Origin of the sequence: Mesorhizobium sp. M0018 (assembly GCF_040323955.1) — a bacterium.
In the GTDB taxonomy this organism is placed as follows: domain Bacteria; phylum Pseudomonadota; class Alphaproteobacteria; order Rhizobiales; family Rhizobiaceae; genus Mesorhizobium.
Map to the genome: position 1 here is coordinate 195174 of NZ_JAMYVL010000010.1, position 16837 is coordinate 212010.

General features: G+C 62.8%; 13 protein-coding genes and 1 pseudogene. 6 read left to right on the forward strand and 8 right to left on the reverse strand.

Annotated features, from left to right (window positions below; translation table 11 throughout):
- Nucleotides 1–9: 9 nt before the first annotated feature.
- Entirely contained in the window at nt 10–558 is a 549-nt protein-coding gene (locus NKJ81_RS16705; protein ID WP_352541083.1) for a site-specific integrase, read from the forward strand.
- Nucleotides 559–826: 268 nt separating this feature from the next.
- On the opposite strand, the gene carB is transcribed toward NKJ81_RS16705, so the two are convergent.
- A complete protein-coding gene (gene carB / locus NKJ81_RS16710; protein ID WP_352541084.1) occupies nt 827–4330 on the reverse strand; it encodes a carbamoyl-phosphate synthase large subunit in 3504 nt (1167 codons plus the stop codon).
- Between the two features lie 208 nt (nt 4331–4538).
- Nucleotides 4539–5462: an SH3 domain-containing protein gene (locus NKJ81_RS16715; RefSeq protein WP_352541085.1), complete on the reverse strand. Its 924-nt coding sequence runs from the start codon at nt 5460–5462 to the stop codon at nt 4539–4541.
- Between the two features lie 221 nt (nt 5463–5683).
- On the opposite strand from NKJ81_RS16715, the gene NKJ81_RS16720 reads away from it, so the two are divergent.
- Entirely contained in the window at nt 5684–8110 is a 2427-nt protein-coding gene (locus NKJ81_RS16720) for a DNA/RNA non-specific endonuclease (RefSeq protein ID WP_352541086.1), read from the forward strand.
- An 86-nt stretch (nt 8111–8196) separates the two neighbouring features.
- On the opposite strand, the gene NKJ81_RS16725 is transcribed toward NKJ81_RS16720, so the two are convergent.
- Both NKJ81_RS16725 and NKJ81_RS16730 read right to left on the reverse strand, forming a co-directional pair.
- Nucleotides 8197–8943: a metallophosphoesterase family protein gene (locus tag NKJ81_RS16725; RefSeq protein WP_352541087.1), complete on the reverse strand. Its 747-nt coding sequence runs from the start codon at nt 8941–8943 to the stop codon at nt 8197–8199.
- A 95-nt stretch (nt 8944–9038) separates the two neighbouring features.
- Nucleotides 9039–9392: an ArsR/SmtB family transcription factor gene (locus NKJ81_RS16730; RefSeq protein WP_352541088.1), complete on the reverse strand. Its 354-nt coding sequence runs from the start codon at nt 9390–9392 to the stop codon at nt 9039–9041.
- Between the two features lie 193 nt (nt 9393–9585).
- Between NKJ81_RS16730 and NKJ81_RS16735 the strand changes: the two genes are divergently transcribed.
- Complete coding sequence (locus tag NKJ81_RS16735; protein WP_254820339.1) at nt 9586–10764, forward strand: MFS transporter; 1179 nt, start codon at nt 9586–9588, stop codon at nt 10762–10764.
- A gap of 49 nt (nt 10765–10813) precedes the next feature.
- Here NKJ81_RS16735 and NKJ81_RS16740 read toward each other — a convergent pair.
- Nucleotides 10814–11260 (reverse strand): annotated as a pseudogene (locus NKJ81_RS16740) (MarR family winged helix-turn-helix transcriptional regulator); the annotation flags it as partial.
- A 196-nt stretch (nt 11261–11456) separates the two neighbouring features.
- On the opposite strand from NKJ81_RS16740, the gene NKJ81_RS16745 reads away from it, so the two are divergent.
- Nucleotides 11457–12248, forward strand: coding sequence for an SDR family NAD(P)-dependent oxidoreductase (locus NKJ81_RS16745; RefSeq protein ID WP_352541089.1), 792 nt, complete (start codon nt 11457–11459; stop codon nt 12246–12248).
- Nucleotides 12249–12266: 18 nt separating this feature from the next.
- Here NKJ81_RS16745 and NKJ81_RS16750 read toward each other — a convergent pair whose 3' ends face one another.
- Entirely contained in the window at nt 12267–12866 is a 600-nt protein-coding gene (locus NKJ81_RS16750) for a LysE family translocator (RefSeq protein WP_352541090.1), read from the reverse strand.
- A 92-nt stretch (nt 12867–12958) separates the two neighbouring features.
- On the opposite strand from NKJ81_RS16750, the gene NKJ81_RS16755 reads away from it, so the two are divergent.
- The gene (locus tag NKJ81_RS16755; RefSeq protein ID WP_352541091.1) at nt 12959–13828 is read left to right on the forward strand and encodes a LysR family transcriptional regulator; all 870 of its coding nucleotides are present in this window, start codon (nt 12959–12961) and stop codon (nt 13826–13828) included.
- A 53-nt stretch (nt 13829–13881) separates the two neighbouring features.
- On the opposite strand, the gene NKJ81_RS16760 is transcribed toward NKJ81_RS16755, so the two are convergent.
- Both NKJ81_RS16760 and NKJ81_RS16765 read right to left on the reverse strand, forming a co-directional pair.
- The gene (locus NKJ81_RS16760; protein ID WP_352541092.1) at nt 13882–14535 is read right to left on the reverse strand and encodes a dihydrofolate reductase family protein; all 654 of its coding nucleotides are present in this window, start codon (nt 14533–14535) and stop codon (nt 13882–13884) included.
- Nucleotides 14536–14691: 156 nt separating this feature from the next.
- Nucleotides 14692–16059, reverse strand: coding sequence for an Nramp family divalent metal transporter (locus NKJ81_RS16765; protein ID WP_352473938.1), 1368 nt, complete (start codon nt 16057–16059; stop codon nt 14692–14694).
- A gap of 235 nt (nt 16060–16294) precedes the next feature.
- Here NKJ81_RS16765 and mntR point away from each other — a divergent pair, with 235 nt between their 5' ends.
- Entirely contained in the window at nt 16295–16750 is a 456-nt protein-coding gene (gene mntR, locus NKJ81_RS16770; protein ID WP_023678308.1) for a manganese-binding transcriptional regulator MntR, read from the forward strand.
- The last annotated feature ends 87 nt before the right edge of the window (nt 16751–16837 follow it).

A 16837-nucleotide genomic window follows, 5' to 3' on the forward strand; every position in this document is an offset into this window, starting at 1 on the left:
GAGATTGCTATGGATGTGAAGCCTAGATCACGAGAAGCTCTGCTAGAGTTTTTGGACTACCTAGCCAGGAAGGGGCTCCTGAACAAGACCACTGCCAACGCCAGAAAAGCGGCGGCAGGCAAAGTCCTTGCTCTACTCGACGAAGTAGAGGCTTCTGATTTGGCCGAAGTGGATCTCGATCGTTTGATGCATAGGTTTTCAAACATTTCCGGAGGAAATTATACTCCCGGGAGCCTGAACACTTACAAAAGCCGCGTAAAGTCGTCGGTGGAGGATTTCTTAAACTACCAAGACAACCCAATGACGTTTAAAGTAGGGGGGGCTGCTGGATTTCGGAAGACAAGCGAGCGCCAGAAGGTCGCGCAAATTCAGGGGGAAAGGCCAGCTGCTCGACAGGTTACATCAGCGATGATGGCCCCGCCGACCAGCGTGTCGGTGCTTCCAATCCCGATTCGGGAAAATTTGATAATTCAAATCCAAGGCTTGCCATTTGATTTGACGCCCGCTGAAGCAAATAAGATTGCAAATGTCGTGCGAGCTATGGCAGCATCTGATTGATTCTCCCGTCCAAACGGAGAATCTTTCTCGGTTTAGCCGAGACACCGGGGCCGCTGGTAATAGGGTCCATACCTAAGACCAGCGGCCTCCACCAATCTGAATTTTTCCAGATGCCCGAGTAGATAGCTGATTTGTCGGTTCCGAGCAAATTTTCCCGCGATGGCGGTGGACGCCAGATTACGTGACCGTCAAGCTGAAACACCCCTCATCCGACCGAGCTTCGCTCGGCCACCTTCTCCAACAAGGGAAGAAGGGAAAAAAGCGCTCATCAGGCAAAATATTCCTGCAGCGGCCGAACCTCCAGGCTCCCCGCCCTCAACGCCGCAATCGCCTCCGCCACCGCAGCCGCGCCCGAAAGCGTGGTGTAATACGGCACCTTCTGCATCAGCGTCGCCCGGCGCAGCGATTTCGAGTCCGACACCGCCTTTTGGCCGTCCGTCGTGTTGAAGACGATCTGCACCTGGCGGTTGCGGATGGCGTCCTCGATGTGAGGGCGGCCTTCCAGCACCTTGTTTATTTTCTCCGCGGCGACGCCGTTTTCGGCGAGGAAGCGGGCGGTGCCGGAGGTGGCCAGCACTTTGAATCCCTGGCCGGCGAGACGCTTGACCGCCGGCAGGATGCCTTTCTTGTCCTCGTCGCGCACCGAGACGAACAGCGTGCCCGCGCGGGGGAGATCAACACCCGCCCCGAGCTGGCTCTTGGCGAAGGCCAGCGCGAAGTCGCGGTCGAGGCCCATGACCTCGCCGGTCGAGCGCATTTCCGGGCCGAGCAAAATGTCGACGCCGGGGAAACGGGCGAACGGGAACACCGCTTCCTTGACCGCGATGTGGCCGGGATTGCGCGGGTCGGGCATGGCGCCGTAATGGGCGAAGGCGTCTTCCAGGCTTTCGCCGGCCATGATGCGGGCAGCAATCTTCGCGATAGGCCGCCCGATGGTCTTGGCGACGAAAGGCACGGTGCGCGACGCACGCGGGTTGACCTCCAGCACATAGACCGTGCCGTCCTTGATCGCATATTGCACGTTCATCAGGCCGCCGACATTGAGCGCCCGGGCAAGTGCTGCTGTCTGGCGCTCCAGCTCGTCGACGAGTTCGGAAGGCAGCGAATGCACCGGCAGCGAGCAGGCCGAGTCGCCCGAATGGATGCCGGCCTCCTCGATGTGCTCCAATATACCGGAGACGTAGGTCGACTTGCTGTCGCAGAGGCAATCGACATCGACTTCGATGGCGCCTGAGAGATAGGTGTCGAACAGCAGCGGGTTCTTGCCGAGCAGCGTGTTGATCTGGCCGGTCTTGTCGTTGGGGTATTTCTGCTTGATGTCCTCCGGCACCAGGCCGGGCACGGTGTCGAGCAAATAGGATTGCAGCATGCTCTCGTCGTGGATGATCTGCATGGCGCGGCCGCCGAGCACATAAGACGGGCGCACCACCAGCGGGAAGCCGAGCTCGCCAGCGACGAGGCGGGCCTGCTCGACCGAATAGGCGATGCCGTTCTTCGGCTGGCTGAGGCCGAGCTTGTGCAAGAGCTTCTGGAAGCGGTCGCGGTCCTCGGCGAGATCGATCATGTCGGGCGAGGTGCCGAGGATCGGGATGCCGGCCTTCTCCAGCGCATCGGCGAGCTTCAGCGGCGTCTGGCCGCCGAACTGGACGATGACGCCGACCAGTTCGCCCGACGCCTGCTCGGCGCGCAGGATCTCCAACACGTCCTCCGGCGTGAGCGGCTCGAAATAGAGCCGGTCGGAGGTGTCGTAGTCGGTCGAGACGGTTTCGGGATTGCAGTTGATCATGATCGCCTCGAAGCCGGCGTCGCGCAGCGCAAAGGCGGCATGGCAGCAGCAATAGTCGAACTCGATGCCCTGGCCGATGCGGTTGGGGCCGCCGCCGAGGATGACGACCTTTTTGCGCGACGAGACCTGCGCCTCGTTGGCCAGCGCGCCTGCGAACGGCACCTCGTAGGTCGAGTACATGTAGGCGGTGGGCGAAGCGAACTCGGCGGCGCAGGTGTCGATGCGCTTGTAGACCGGATGAACGTCGAGCTTGTCGCGAATCTTCTGGATCTCTTCGACATCCTTCCTGACCAGCGACGCGAGGCGGGCGTCCGAAAAACCCATCGCCTTCAGCATGCGTAGATTGGCGGCGTCCTCGGGGATGCCGTGCTCGCGGATGCGGGCTTCCATGTCGAGAATGCCGGCGATCTGTTCGAGGAACCACGGGTCGATCTTGCACATGGCGTGCACGTCTTCCAGCGAGGTGCCCATGCGGATCGCTTGCGCCACCATGCGCAGCCGGTCCGGCGTCGGCGTGCCGAGTGCGGCGCGAATGGCGTTGCGGTCGTCGACGTGGCTGGCAGCTGTCGTCCCATGGCCGATGCCGGGGATTTCGATTTCGTCCAGACCGGTCAGGCCGGTCTCCAGTCCACGCAAGGCCTTCTGCAGCGATTCCTGGAAAGTGCGGCCGATGGCCATGACCTCGCCGACCGACTTCATCGAGGTGGTCAGCACCGGCTCGGCGCCGGGAAACTTCTCGAAGGCAAAGCGCGGGATTTTTGTCACGACATAGTCGATGCTCGGCTCGAACGAGGCCGGCGTTGCTCCGCCGGTGATGTCGTTCTCAAGCTCGTCCAGCGTGTAGCCGACGGCGAGCTTGGCGGCGATCTTGGCGATCGGGAAGCCTGTCGCCTTGGAGGCGAGCGCCGACGAGCGCGAGACGCGCGGGTTCATCTCGATCACCACCAGGCGGCCGTCGGCCGGGTTGACGGCGAACTGCACGTTGGAGCCGCCGGTCTCGACGCCGATCTCGCGCAGCACCGCGATCGAGGCGTTGCGCATCATCTGGTATTCCTTGTCGGTCAGCGTCAGCGCAGGGGCGACGGTGATCGAATCGCCGGTATGCACGCCCATCGGGTCGATGTTCTCGATCGAGCAGACGATGATGCAATTGTCGGCCTTGTCACGGACAACCTCCATCTCATACTCCTTCCAGCCGAGCACGCTCTCCTCGATCAGCACTTCGGTGGTCGGCGAGGCATCGAGGCCGGACTGGACGATCTCGAAGAATTCGGCGCGGTTGTAGGCGATGCCGCCGCCGGTGCCGCCCATGGTGAAGGACGGGCGGATGATGGCGGGCAGGCCGACATGGTCGAGCGCTTGTGCTGCAATCGCCATGGCATGGCTGATATAGCGCTGCTTGCGGTCGCCTTCGCCGAGGTTCCAGCGCGTTTCCAGAGCATCGAGCGCGGCGTCGAGATTTTCGGGCTTTTCCGCCTTCAACTCGGCGCGCTCGGCCTCATGCGTCTTGCGGTCGGCATTCTTGACGTCGGTGGCGTTGGCCAGCATCGACTTCGGCGTTTCCAGGCCGATCTTGTTCATCGCCTCGCGAAACAGCGCGCGGTCCTCGGCCTTGTCGATTGCGGTGGCGTCGGCACCGATCATCTCGACCTGATAGCGGTCGAGCACGCCCATGCGGCGCAGCGACAGAGCCGTGTTGAGCGCGGTCTGGCCGCCCATGGTCGGCAGCAGCGCGTCCGGCCGCTCCTTGGCGATGATCTTGGCCACCACTTCGGGCGTGATCGGCTCGATGTACGTGGCGTCGGCCAGCTCCGGATCGGTCATGATGGTGGCCGGATTGGAGTTGACCAGGATGACGCGAAAACCCTCTTCCTTCAGCGCCTTGCAGGCCTGGGTGCCGGAATAGTCGAATTCGCAGGCCTGGCCGATGACGATGGGGCCGGCCCCGATGATCAGGATCGACTTGATGTCGGTGCGTCTTGGCATGTCGAGGGTCCGTTCGGCGGGCGGCTTGCACAAAAAGCCGGACGGGATGACCCGGCCGGTTGTGCTCGCGATTCTGGTATCAGGCTAGGAGGGCCTTATAGGGAAGAGTTTTGCCGGATGTAACCCCCTAAAATGGCAGTAGGGGAGTAGGGGAGTAGGGGAGTAGGGGAGTAGGGCAGAGGTTCGAGCCCCCTTTGAACCTATTGCCCTACTGCCCTACTCCCTTACCACTATCCCCCAACGCCAAAGCGTCCGTAATCTCGAAGCGTTCGGAAGCACCGACGCGGATCATGTTCAGGCTGCCTTCGCGGGTGAAGCGGAATTCGCCGGGTGCGTCCGCACCGGCCGGCTTGCCGGCCTTGAAGCTGATGATGCGCGTGCCGCCATCGGGCCAGGTCACGGTCACGTCGGTCTTGTCGCCGGTGCGCACCACGCCTGCCTTGCAGCTGGTCATCGGCTGGCCGAGATAGCGCGCACAGGGGATGGCGTTGCCGGCACCGGGTACCGGTGTCCCCGGCGGCTGAAGCCGCGCAACGGTCTGTGCGTCGGCCGGGGGCGCCGCGTTGGCCGCGCCGAAATTCTGGACGGGACCCACTGCCGCGGGCGGCGATCCATCAACCTGTCCAGTCGTGGGGTTTCCACCGGCCAGGGCCAGGCGGTAAGCATCCTCGATCGCCACCCTGCCGATCGCGTCAGGGGAATTCAGCGGCGTTTCGGGAGCGGTCGCGCCGAGGCGCGTTGTCAGGTCGGGCAGCGGCTGAGGCGCAGGGTTCTCCGCACTGGCCGCCACCTGCGGTGTCACTTGCCGGGGATTGATAGGGTCGAGGTAGCGTGCGGGCGCCCATCCGCTCATCTTCGGGTCATCAATGTCTTCAACCTTGCACCATTTGTAGCCGCTGACGTCGCCGCAGCCGAGATTTTTCACGCTCGAACCACTCGGCAGCCGCGCCTCGATCTTGCCCATGGCCGACGCCGTGGCGCGCACGTTCAGGAGGTCATCCGGAGCGAGACCCGTCACAATCGAGACGATGGGCTCCGGCTCCTGGCCGTTGGCCGGCAACTCCGCCAGGATCAGCGGAGCGGCAATCACCGCAAGCAGCGTCGTCGGGAGTGTTACTGTGCGCCTAATCATCTGCCATGGGCGGTAGGTTCAATTGCCGAAGGCGCGGCCAGGCACGAAAGCGCCATCGCACGCCAGCCGGCTTTTATAGGCGACGAGACGGCGCTGTGTAAGCCCGAAAAGGTGCCGCGTGTTGAATCGCGACCAAGCCACTTCCGTGAACTAACAGCCGGCAAAATATTGCACATTTCATGTAAATATGCACTCTCTCAAGTAAGGTTGAGGAGGGCAATATGGTCGACCTTGAAATATTTGCGCAGGTGGAAAACATAGTTCGCCAGCGTATCAAGAAAACGCGCGCCGAGATTGAGGCTTCACTTGGTCACATCGCCAACGGCAATCCGCTGGCCGCCGAACAGACCCTCTCCAGGCGCCTCGACAGGTTGCAGGTAAAGGCGTCGCTCAGCCGCACCGAAGCGGAGATGATATCGGCAGCAATTGACATGAGGTCTGCCGGGGAAAGAAAGGCCGCCGCCAAGCAGCAAGGGCCGGAGGCTATTCTCGGCCCAACGCTCGATTTCATCGGGGTCGCATTCCTCGAGCGTGGGCGCCGTGCTGCCGATGCGGTTGGCCGCGTTGCCTTTCTCAACGGCAATCCGCAAGGATCGGGTTTTCTGGTCGGGCCAAGGTTGTTCCTCACAAACAACCATGTGATTTCGTCGCAGGCGGATTCCCGGCGCTTCCAGGTCCAGTTCGATTATGAGCAGGACGGTGCGAATGCCGTGCGTACGCCGACGACGTTCCTGTTCGATCCTGAATCCTGTTTCGTGAGCGATAGCATAGAGGGTCTGGACTATACGCTGATCGGAGTCGGCGAGCGGCGTTCCGGCCCAAAGGAACTGGGGGAGTTCGGTTTTATCTCGCTGTCGGATGCGCGCGACAAGCATATGCTCGGCGAAATCGCCAACATCGTCCAGCATCCCGATGGCCGCTTCAAGGAACTGGTGTTGCGTGAAAACCGGCTGGTGGCCCGCGACGAAACGGTGCAAGTGCTGCACTATGTCGCCGACACCGAACAGGGTTCTTCCGGCTCCCCGGTCTTCAACAATGAATGGGAACCTATCGCCCTGCACCATTGGGCCGGCCCGTTCCACGAGGTGACGGGCATAGGTGGCTATGCGCTTGCGCGCGAGATCAACGAAGGCATACGGATCAGCGCCATCGTTGACCATCTGGGTGCTAGAAAGTCCAAGCTGCCGGGCTCCTCGGCATCGGCGGTTTCGCAAGCTCTGGCGATTTGGGCCGGCATGCCGCGCATGATGGACGAGACAGTTCGGCTGAACGCCGATATTCGCGAAGATGTGCCGGACAAGCCGGTGCAGCGGCCGGAACCGGATCGCAATCGGCCGGCGACGAGACACAATGCCGATGGCTCGGTCACCTGGACTTTTCCCGTCGAGATAAATGTCCGGGCGCCGCTGATCAACCGCGACGGAGGCGATGCGAGACGAAACGACGGCAAAGGCCCGGCAAGCGAACCCGGGAAGGTGGCCATCGCCGAGGCCGCGGGTTGGAAAACAGAGGATTTCGACGATCGTGGAGGGTATGAGCCCGGCTTCATACCGGGCTTTGTCCTGGCAATGCCGACGGTTGCCAATTCACCCTACCGGTTGGCCAAAAACCTTCTTGCCAAACCGGGAGAGGACCCGCACGAATTGCGCTACCATCATTTTTCGATCTTGATGAACGCCGATCGCAGGCTTGCCTTCGTCACGGCCTGCAATATCGATGGATCCCGCACCAAGGCGGTCAATCGTGAGGACAAGACGGTCATCGACAACCCGTCGCTTGTCGAATTGGGGGTGGAGTCGATTTCCGGTTCGGAAGCCAGCGATGCTTTCCGGCCCGATCGGCGCATCGACCTTGGCGAGCAGATGAACCAGGAATTCTATTCGAGCCAGAATGTCCCTGGATTTCCCGTCGCAAAATCCAAGGAACGAATCGCTCGAATGTTCCAGAAGGGCCATATTACACTTCGCGGCGACCCCGCATGGGGCGTCGATCAGGAGGCGGTCGCGGCAGAACGCGACACGTTCTTTTATACCAATGCTGCGCCGCAAGTCGGCTTCTTCAATCAAGGAAGCTCGCTTAACCATCCCGGCTCCAAAGGGAAGTTGAGATGGCGCGCGGTAGAAACCTATGTGCTGCGCAACGCCTATACGACGCGAGGCCGTGTCACGGTGTTTGCCGGGCCAGTGTTCGGCGAGGACGATCCTCCCTACCGCTTCGACAGCCATGTTCCGCTGAAGTTCTGGAAGATCGCGCTGTGGTCCGATCAAGCTGGCCTGCGCGCCATCGCGCTGCTGGCGGACCAGAAGCCGGTTTTGGAAGTGATGCCCGAAGCGTTCGGCGAGCGTGCCGAGGCATTCGATGACCCGCTTGAAATTGCCAGGGTATCGGAGTTCCTTTCGACGGTGGCCGAGATTGAAGAGCTGACCGGCCTGAACTTTGGCCAGCAGGTGCGCGACGCCGACATTCGGGCCGGTTCCGAATCCGCCCCAGCACAGACTTTCAACCCAACGCAACTGGCGCCCAAGACGTCACGGCCAAAGGCTTCGGCGACCAAGACTTCGACGTCCAAGACTTCGGCGTCCAAGACTTCGGCGGCCAGCGCCCGACGTCCTGCCAAGCGATCGAAGCGATCGGCGTCTGACGACTGAAGATTGGACCGGTCGCGACTTCTGCCGCTCGAAGGCGGTCATCCGTTCAGCTAGGCATGAGCAAGCTCAGCCTGGGATGAGCAAGCTCAGCCCGGCATGAAGCCGGTGCGCAGCGCGTGAGCCCATTCGGGCCGTCCCGCCTGCTCGGCCTGGCGCGCCGCCGCCTCGTGGTCATAATCGACGGCGATGGCTTCGAAACTGTCGCGGTGCAAGTCGACGATGCCGTAGCGGGCGTGCGGCGAGCCCTGCTCGGAGACATGCGCCGGCGGCGTATCATCGTGATAGGCCGGGCAGCCGATGCTGCCCGGGTTGAAGATGACCGGACCGCCGGGAATGCGGACCAGCTCGCTGCGATGGCTGTGGCCGCAAAGCATGATGCGGCAGGCGGGATCGATCGCGCCGAGGCGCCGCTCGATTGCGACCAGCGGCGCGCGCACCAGCCGGCCGTCGACGATCGCGTCAGTCAGGTATTTTTCGTCGTGGTCGGGCCGGGCATGGAAGGCGAGTATGCCGGGCGCCACCTCCAGCGTGACGGGCAGCGCAAATAGCGCCTCGCGCTGGCCTGCGGTCAGCCGTTCCTGCGCGTAGCGGTCGGACGGCCACATGGTCTCGTCGGCGGTGTCGTGGGCAACGCGGCGGTCGTGGTTGCCGCGCACCGTCGGCAGGTCGAGCGTCTCGAGCCGCTCCATGGTCTCGCGCGGCCAGAGCGGGCCGGAAACGCAATCGCCGAGATTGACGATGAGGTCGGCGCCGCCGCGCTGCCGCAGATCATCGAGCACGGCGTCGAGCGCCAGGACATTGCCGTGGATGTCGGCGAGGACGGCAATGCGCATGGCAGGCTCCGTTAATTGGAATGGCTGGAGGGCGGGTGAAGCTACTTTGCTCGTCTCGCGAAGCGGGCGAGAGCGGAACCTAGCTTTGGGTTCGTTCAGGCGCGGACTTCGATCTCTTGGCCGCCGACCGCCGGCAACGATGCGTCGCCGGCCGCGGCAATAACACTGTCGAGCAGGCCCGGGAAGCGGCGGTCGAGATCGTCACGGCGCAGCGTGATCAGCCGGCTGGTTCCAACCGCCTCGGTGCGGGTGACGCCGGCCTCACGCAACTTGGCCAAATGGTAGCTCAGATTGGTCTTCGAGCAGAGATCGAGGAACCGGCTGCAATTCAGCGGCACGCCCTCTTTGCTGGCGAGATAGCGCACGATGGCCAGTCGCGTCGGGTCGCCGAGCACGGCAAGCACGTTCGGCAGGCTGATCTGGTCGGCGGTGGGATGGGGCAAGGTCATGCCCAGGAATTAAGCACATTCGGAGCCGATTTCAACGCATCTCCTCTCGTGGCCAATGGACACATAGTTTCGTCCCGTCGCCCGGTCCTGACACCGGGCTGTCAGGATGGTTCGGCTATTTTGCAGCGGCTTTATTGACATCATGCCCTGTTATGTCCAATTGTTCAATAACCTTTGAACTAAGGAAATTGCCATGGATAAGCGCCTAATCTGGCTTGCGCTCGGATCGTTCACGATTTCGACCGAAGGTTTCGTCATCTCCAGCCTTTTGCCCGACATTGCAAAGGATGCCGCCATCTCCGTTCCGCTCGCCGGCACGCTGATCACCGCGTTTGCGCTCGCCTATGCGATCGGCACGCCGATCCTGGCAACGCTGACCGGCGAATGGGACCGGCGCCGCGTCATCCTGTGGACGCTGGTGTTCTTCGTGTTGGGCAACGTCGCCGCGGCGCTAAGCTCCTCCTTCGAATTGCTGTTGATCGCGCGCATCGTCATGGCGCTGTCGTCAGGCTTGTTCGCGGCGACCGCACAGGGAACGGCCGTTGCGCTTGTCGACGATCATCACCGCGCCCGCGCCATTGCCGTGGTCGTCGGCGGCACTACGGTTGCGGTCGCGGTCGGAGCACCGCTCGGCGCGCTCGTTGCAACGGTTGCCGGCTGGCGCGGCACCTTCTTTGCCATCGCCGGCCTCGGTGCGCTCGCCGGCGCGATCCTGTGGTACCGGCTGCCGCGCGGCATCGTCGGCACCAGGCTGCCGCTCCGGATGCGGCTTGCAGCGGCACTTCGCCCCGGCGTCATGCCTATCCTGGTGACGACGATCCTGGCGCTGATCGGCGCCTTCACCGTCTTTGCCTTTGTCGCGCCGCTGGCGATCGAAGGCGGCGGACTGAACCCGATCGCGCTTCCCGGAATGCTGCTCGCCTTTGGCGTTGGCGCGGTCATTGGCAATATCGGCGGCGGTCAGGCCGCCGACCGTTTCGGCGCGACGCGCACCGTCTGCTGGTCGCTGGCGCTGAGTGCCGCCATGCTGGTCACGTTTTCGCTGATCCCGATGTTCCTGCCGCGCGAGATCGCCGGGCCGGCGCTCATGGCCATGATGGTGCCGTGGGGCATCGTCGGCTGGGCATTCCCGCCGGCGCAGGCCAGCCGCATTATCAAGCTGGCGCCCGATGCCGCGCCCATCGTGCTGTCGCTGAACGCTTCGGCGCTCTATCTCGGCGTGGCACTGGGTGCCGTGGTCGGCGCCGCTGTGCTGCGCTATGGCGCACCGGCCGACCTCGGCGTGGTCGCGGCGGCGTTCCCGATCATCGGTCTGGGCGTAGTGCTGGCGGGCCATCTGGCGGCGCGTCCGGTGGCGATGCCGGCCGAGTAAGGCTTGTGGGCAAAGCTTGGCTGCCGGCCGCCGATAGTTGAAGTCGCGGCGGCGGTGCGTCAAAATCCAGCGCGGCGATTTCGTCCAGTGCCGCTCGCAGGCTTGCCGCCTGCTCTTTTCCAAACATCTCCTCGAAGCGCTGCTGAGCGACCTGCCACAGCTTCAGAGCTTCTTCGAGCTTGATCCGGCCCTGCGATGTCAGCCTGACGCGCCTGATGCGGCGGTCGACAGGGTCGGCGAAGGTCTTGACATAGCCGTCCCGGATCAGCGGCTTCAGCGTATGACCGAGGGCCGACAGGTCCATGACGAGGGCCGCGGCGATGGCACCCATCGTCGGTTCGTTGCCGACGTGGATTTGATAAAGCAGGCCCTGTTGCGTGGCCTTAATGCCGGAGGGCGCGAGCACATCGTCATAGAACTGGCCGAGTTTCCGCGTCGCGCGGCGCAGCATGGCGTTGTTGCAAAGCGCCAGGCCGGGCAGGGTGGTTTGGGACATTGGCGGATTTCCAATCAGGGGCCGGAAGGGACCCCTCGATGCAAACCAGAAATAGTCCTTGCTCCCCGGATTGACAAGATGGTGGCATATGCCTACTTTCAAATAGTGGCATATACCAATAAATCGTGTGCCAGTCGAAGCAGAGGTGTTGCCCTGCGGCACTGGCATTTGGAATCGAACCAGAAGGAACAAGACAATGAGCAATCAGGACAAAGGCACGGCGGTCGTCACCGGCGCCTCCTCCGGCATCGGCGCGGTCTATGCCAACCGGCTCGCCGGCCAAGATTACGATCTGGTGCTGGTGGCGCGGCGCGCCGACCGGCTGAAGGAATTGGCGGAGAGGCTCCGCTACGCGTATGGCATCAAAATCAGTGTGATCAGCGCCGACCTGGCCGACGACGGCGATCTGCGGCGGGTCGAGCAGGCGATATCAACCGACGACAGCGTGACGCTGCTGGTCAACAATGCCGGCCTTGGCGGCGCGCAGATGGTGGCAACGGCCGACGCTGATGTGGCCGAGCGCATGATCAAGGTCAATGTCGTGGCTTTGACTCGTTTGACCCGCGCGGTTCTGCCGGAGCTGCTGGCGCGCAACCGCGGCGCAATCGTCAACATCGCGTCGGTGCTGGCCTTCGACACCTCGTTCGGCGGCATCTACAGCGGCACAAAGGCTTATGTCGTCAACTTCACGGAGGCCTTGCAGCGGGAAGTCGCGGGCACGAAGGTCGCCGTGCAGGTGGTCTTGCCGGGGGCTACGCGGACAGAATTCTGGGAAGTTGCCGGAAGCGATATTGCCGACCTGCCGGCAGAGATCGTTATGACTGCCGACGATCTGGTCGATGCAGCGCTTGTCGGCCTGGCCAAGGGCGAAACCGTCACCGCGCCCGGGCTCTCCGATCCGGCTGGGTTGGAAACCTATCTTGGTGCGCGGCAAGGCTTCTTCGGCAGTCTTCTGGCGGGCAAGCCGGCGGCGCGTTACGCTGCCTGACATGGCTAAAGACTGATCTTACGCTGTCCGCCACATCGGGATGATCGAGGCGGCCAGCAGCAGGCCAAGCACGGCGTTGAGCATGCGCCACTGCCGCTCGGTTCGCAGCAACCCGGCGAGCAGCGTGCCCGCCACGCACCATGCTGCCAGCGATAGGGCCGCTGCAAGGCCGAAGACCGTGCCGAGCAGCAAGGCGAGCTGCAGCGGCCCGTTGGCGAGCCCGGCAAAGGATGCCGCCGCTCCCAGCCCCATGGCCCAGCCCTTTGGGTTCATCCATTGCAGGCCGGCGCCGCCCAAAAAGCTGTTCGGCTTTGCCATGGCCACGTCCAGATTGGGCGGACCGCTGCGGCCGATCTTGAGGGAAAGCCACGTCAGATAGAGGGTACCGGCCATTTTCATTGCCAGTTGCAGCGAAGGAGCGGCGGCCAGCAGACCGGCGAGCCCGGCAGCACCTGCCGCAGCCACCGTGGCCAGGCCGGCCGCACTCCCGGCCATCAGCGGGATAGAGCGGCGAAAGCCGAACTGCGCGCCGGACGCCGTCGACAAGGTCGTGGCCATGCCGGGCGTTGAGGTTGAGACCAGCGCGAACAGGACGAGGGGAAGGACAGGTTCAAACATGCTGCTTCCTTTGAAGCCTGCACGGTAGGCTGTTCGGCTCATCAGTAAATGCAATGTTTGCTATGACATGCATTAGCAAATATAATAGCCGGATGCTCCGCAACCTCGATACTGCCCTGGTTCGAACCTTCGTCACCGTTGCCGACAAGGCCAGCATGACGGCGGCGGCCAACGCGCTGCATTTGACGCAAGGTGCCGTCAGCCAGCAGATCAAGCGTTTGGAAGAGGTTCTCGGCTGCAGCCTGTTCGATCGCGATCGGCGTGGATTGCGGCTGACCCGCTCCGGCGAGCGATTATTCGGCAAGGGCAAGCGCCTGCTTTCCCTCAATGACGAGATCCTGGCGGAGATGGCGGGCGATGCAGTTGCCGGTCAGGTGCGGCTTGGCGTGCCGTACGATCTTGTCGGCACCTTGCTTGCGCCGGTGCTGAAGGCCTATGCGGAAGCTTATCCGCAGGTCGAGATCTCGCTTGTCTGTGCTTCGTCGCCGGAGCTGGCTGCAGCCTTGGCGACCGGCACGATAGAGCTCGCGGTGATCGAGGAGCCGATCGGTCGGTCGGCCGGCGAATGCCTTGTTGTCGACCGGCTGGTCTGGGTCGGCGCCAAAGGCGGCGCCGCCCGCAGCAAACGCCCCTTGCCGGTTTCGATGGTCGCCGAGACCTGTGCGTTCCGCCCGGTGGTGCTGGAGGCGCTTAACGAGCATGGGCTGGAATGGCGCACCGTATTCGAAAACGGCAGCATCGACGCGACGACGGCGACAGTGCGTTCGGACTTGGCCGTCACCACCTGGTTGGCGTCGACCGTGCCTGTCGACCTCGACATTTTGGCCAACGATCCGGAGCTGCCGTCATTGCCGAATTTTTCGATCAATCTGCATTTGCCGAAGCACGCCGTCGCGCCGGCTGCACTGGCATTCGCGGGCCACCTCCGCGATGGGTTGGCAGGGCGACGAGAGGCGGCTTAAAAACAGCAAAAAGGACGGCCAGTGTTCAGCCGTCCTTGATCGCCCCGCGGCATCTACTTCCAGTTCCTGCGCCGCTCGATCTCGGCTTCGGACGGCTGCTCCGTGGCAAATGACCCGGTCTTGATCTCGCCGGAGCGTTCATAGCTCGCCATGAGGACGCCGGTGGTCGATGCCTGCGAACGGGTCAGCTTCAAGGCGGCAGGTATCGTGCCGCTGCCGAACAGTTTTTTGCCCTTGCCCAGCACCAGCGGGAAGATCAGCAAGCTGATCTCGTCGATCAAGTCATTGGCGAGCAAGGTCTGGATCAGCTCGCTCGATCCCTGAATGAGCAGGTCGGGGCCGTCCTCCTGCTTCATCCGGCGCAACGTCGCCACGACGTCGCTGCCGAGCGGCTGGCTGTTTTGCCAGGACAGCGAATCCGGCCTGTGCGTCGCCACATATTTGGTGACGGCGTTGAAGATGTCGGCGATCGGATCATTCTTCTGATAAGGCCAGTGGGCGGCGAAGATGTCGTAAGTCTTGCGGCCGAGAAGCAGCGCGAACGGTTTTGAAAACGTCTCGCCCATCGCGGCGCCCATCACATCGTCCCAGTAGTGAAACGTCCAGCCGCCGAATTTGAAGCCGCCGACAGGGTCCTCTTGTGGGCCGCCGGGCGCCTGCATGACGCCGTCGAGGCTGACGAATGTTGCGGCGATGATCTTCTTCATTGGAGCTCCCTTTCCCTAGTCCGTGCCGTCATGGCCGGAGTTCGAGCCAAGGACGCGCGAACGGACATTTGTCCGACAGCGGCCGGCAAATTTCTAGTCTAGGACCGGGGGCAGGTGACTGCCGACCTTATCGTCTCAGCTTGGAGCCGAGAACGCTCAGCCCAAGCCAACGACCGTATCGTAGAGCAGCTTGAAGTTGAGCACCAGGATGAGCGCGGCAACCACCCAGGCCAGCACGGCGACGGCGCGGGAAATGGCAAAATTGCCCATCTTGCGCTTGTCCGAGACGAACTGCACCAGCGGTACGACAGCGAAGGGGAGCTGCATCGACAGGATTACCTGGCTGAAGACCAGCAACTGACCGGTTCCCTTCTCGCCATAGAGCGCGGTGACCACCACCACCGGAATGATGGCGATGCCGCGCGTCAGCAGGCGGCGCGCCCATTGCGGGATGCGCAGCCGCAAGAACCCTTCCATCACGATCTGGCCGGCGAGCGTCGCCGTCACCGTCGAGTTCAGGCCGGAGGCGAGCAGCGCTACGGCAAACAGGATGGAAGCGATGCCGAGGCCAAGCAGCGGCGACAGAAGCTCGAAGGCCTGGCCGATCTCGGCAACGTCATGATGACCGGTGCCGTGGAACGCCACCGCCGACACGATCAGGATGGAAGCATTGACGAACAACGCCAGTATCAGCGCGATGGTCGAGTCGGTCGTCGCCCATTTGATGGCGTCGCGCTTGCCGCGATCGGTGCGCTCATAGGCGCGGGTCTGCACGATCGAGGAATGCAGATAGAGATTGTGCGGCATCACCGTGGCGCCGATGATGCCGATGGCGATGTAGAGCATGGCCGGATTGGTGACGATCTCGGACGACGGCACGAACATCGCATGCAGGATGGAGCCGACCGGCGGGGCGGCGGCAAAGATCTGGATGGCGAAGCAGCCGAAGATGATAATCAAAAGCGCTATGATGAAGGCCTCGAGGAAACGGAAGCCCTTGTTCATCAGCAGCAGCAGCAGGAAGGCATCAAGCGCGGTGATGATGGCGCCGCCTATCAGCGGAATGCCGAACAGCAGTTGCAAGGCGATCGCCGTGCCAATGACCTCGGCCAGGTCGCAGGCGATGATGGCCAGTTCGCAAGCGACCCAAAGCATGAAATTGACTGGTCGCGGATAATAGGCGCGGCACGCCTGCGCAAGGTCGCGGCCGGTGGCGATGCCGAGCCGGGCGGCGAGTGCCTGCAGCAGGATCGCCATCAGGTTCGACAACATGATGATGAAAAGCAGCGTGTAGCCGAATTGGGCCCCGCCGGCGAGGTCGGTCGCCCAATTGCCCGGATCCATATAGCCGACCGAAACCATGTAGCCCGGCCCCATGAAGGCGAACAGCCGGCGAAGCCAGATCCCCGAGTGCGGCACCGCGATCGTTGCGTTGACTTCGCGAAGGCTGGGCTGCTCGTCGTCCTCCGGGCGGGCAAATCGCCACATGGACCGGGGGGCTGAGGTGGCTTCGGCTTCCGACATGAAATGGCTTTCCACTGGAACGATCGATGTTGTCTCCTTATCTATGCCACGGCTGAACATTATGCAATATGCTATATTTCATTGTCTGAGCTTTTTCTTGTGGCCGCTTGGCGTGCGGCCTGAACGGCAGTGAACGCCGGTTGCGCCGGCCACCGAATGGAAATAAACGGCCAGAACCAATAGGGTTCCGTGTTATGACCGCAATGTCGATTCAAACTGCCGGGAGGAGCGCGTATTGGCGCTGAAGAAAAGACCGGTTCCTCGCGAAAAGCCGCTGCCTGACGCAGAAATCCACTCGGAAGGCTTCAGGCAGACGCGTGAAGCGCGCCGCAGCGCGCTGGTCGAGGATTATGTCGAGCTCATCGCCGACCTGATCGAGGATGGCAACGAGGCGCGCCAGGTCGATATCGCGGCACGGCTCGGCGTCGCTCAGCCGACGGTCGCGAAAATGCTGACGCGGCTGTGCGCCGACGGGCTGGTCTCCCGGAAGCCTTATCGCGGCGTGTTCCTGACCGATGCCGGCCGCAAGGTTGCGGAAGAGAGCCGCATTCGCCACCAGACGGTCGAGGCCTTCCTGCGCTCGCTCGGGGTCAGCGCCGAGACGGCGCGCATCGACGCCGAGGGCATCGAGCATCATGTCAGCGCCGAGACGCTCGAAGCCTTTCGCAAGGCAATAATCGCCGCCCGCTGAAAAGCACGGCCAGCGTATCTCTTCGCGCGACTCGCTTCCCACGAGCAGGGTGAACGGCACAGACCTTGCGATGTCTCGGCCAGAGCA

What these genes read in the sequence shown, in the direction of transcription:
- NKJ81_RS16715 (WP_352541085.1), bottom strand. Translation starts at nt 5,462, where the DNA reads ATGATTAGGCGCACAGTAACACTCCCGACGACGCTGCTTGCGGTGATT.
- NKJ81_RS16730 (WP_352541088.1), bottom strand. Translation starts at nt 9,392, where the DNA reads ATGACCTTGCCCCATCCCACCGCCGACCAGATCAGCCTGCCGAACGTG.
- NKJ81_RS16760 (WP_352541092.1), bottom strand. Translation starts at nt 14,535, where the DNA reads ATGAAGAAGATCATCGCCGCAACATTCGTCAGCCTCGACGGCGTCATG.
- NKJ81_RS16755 (WP_352541091.1), top strand. Translation starts at nt 12,959, where the DNA reads ATGCTCCGCAACCTCGATACTGCCCTGGTTCGAACCTTCGTCACCGTT.
- NKJ81_RS16725 (WP_352541087.1), bottom strand. Translation starts at nt 8,943, where the DNA reads ATGCGCATTGCCGTCCTCGCCGACATCCACGGCAATGTCCTGGCGCTC.
- NKJ81_RS16720 (WP_352541086.1), top strand. Translation starts at nt 5,684, where the DNA reads ATGGTCGACCTTGAAATATTTGCGCAGGTGGAAAACATAGTTCGCCAG.
- NKJ81_RS16765 (WP_352473938.1), bottom strand. Translation starts at nt 16,059, where the DNA reads ATGTCGGAAGCCGAAGCCACCTCAGCCCCCCGGTCCATGTGGCGATTT.
- NKJ81_RS16745 (WP_352541089.1), top strand. Translation starts at nt 11,457, where the DNA reads ATGAGCAATCAGGACAAAGGCACGGCGGTCGTCACCGGCGCCTCCTCC.
- NKJ81_RS16750 (WP_352541090.1), bottom strand. Translation starts at nt 12,866, where the DNA reads ATGTTTGAACCTGTCCTTCCCCTCGTCCTGTTCGCGCTGGTCTCAACC.
- NKJ81_RS16735 (WP_254820339.1), top strand. Translation starts at nt 9,586, where the DNA reads ATGGATAAGCGCCTAATCTGGCTTGCGCTCGGATCGTTCACGATTTCG.
- NKJ81_RS16705 (WP_352541083.1), top strand. Translation starts at nt 10, where the DNA reads ATGGATGTGAAGCCTAGATCACGAGAAGCTCTGCTAGAGTTTTTGGAC.
- carB (WP_352541084.1), bottom strand. Translation starts at nt 4,330, where the DNA reads ATGCCAAGACGCACCGACATCAAGTCGATCCTGATCATCGGGGCCGGC.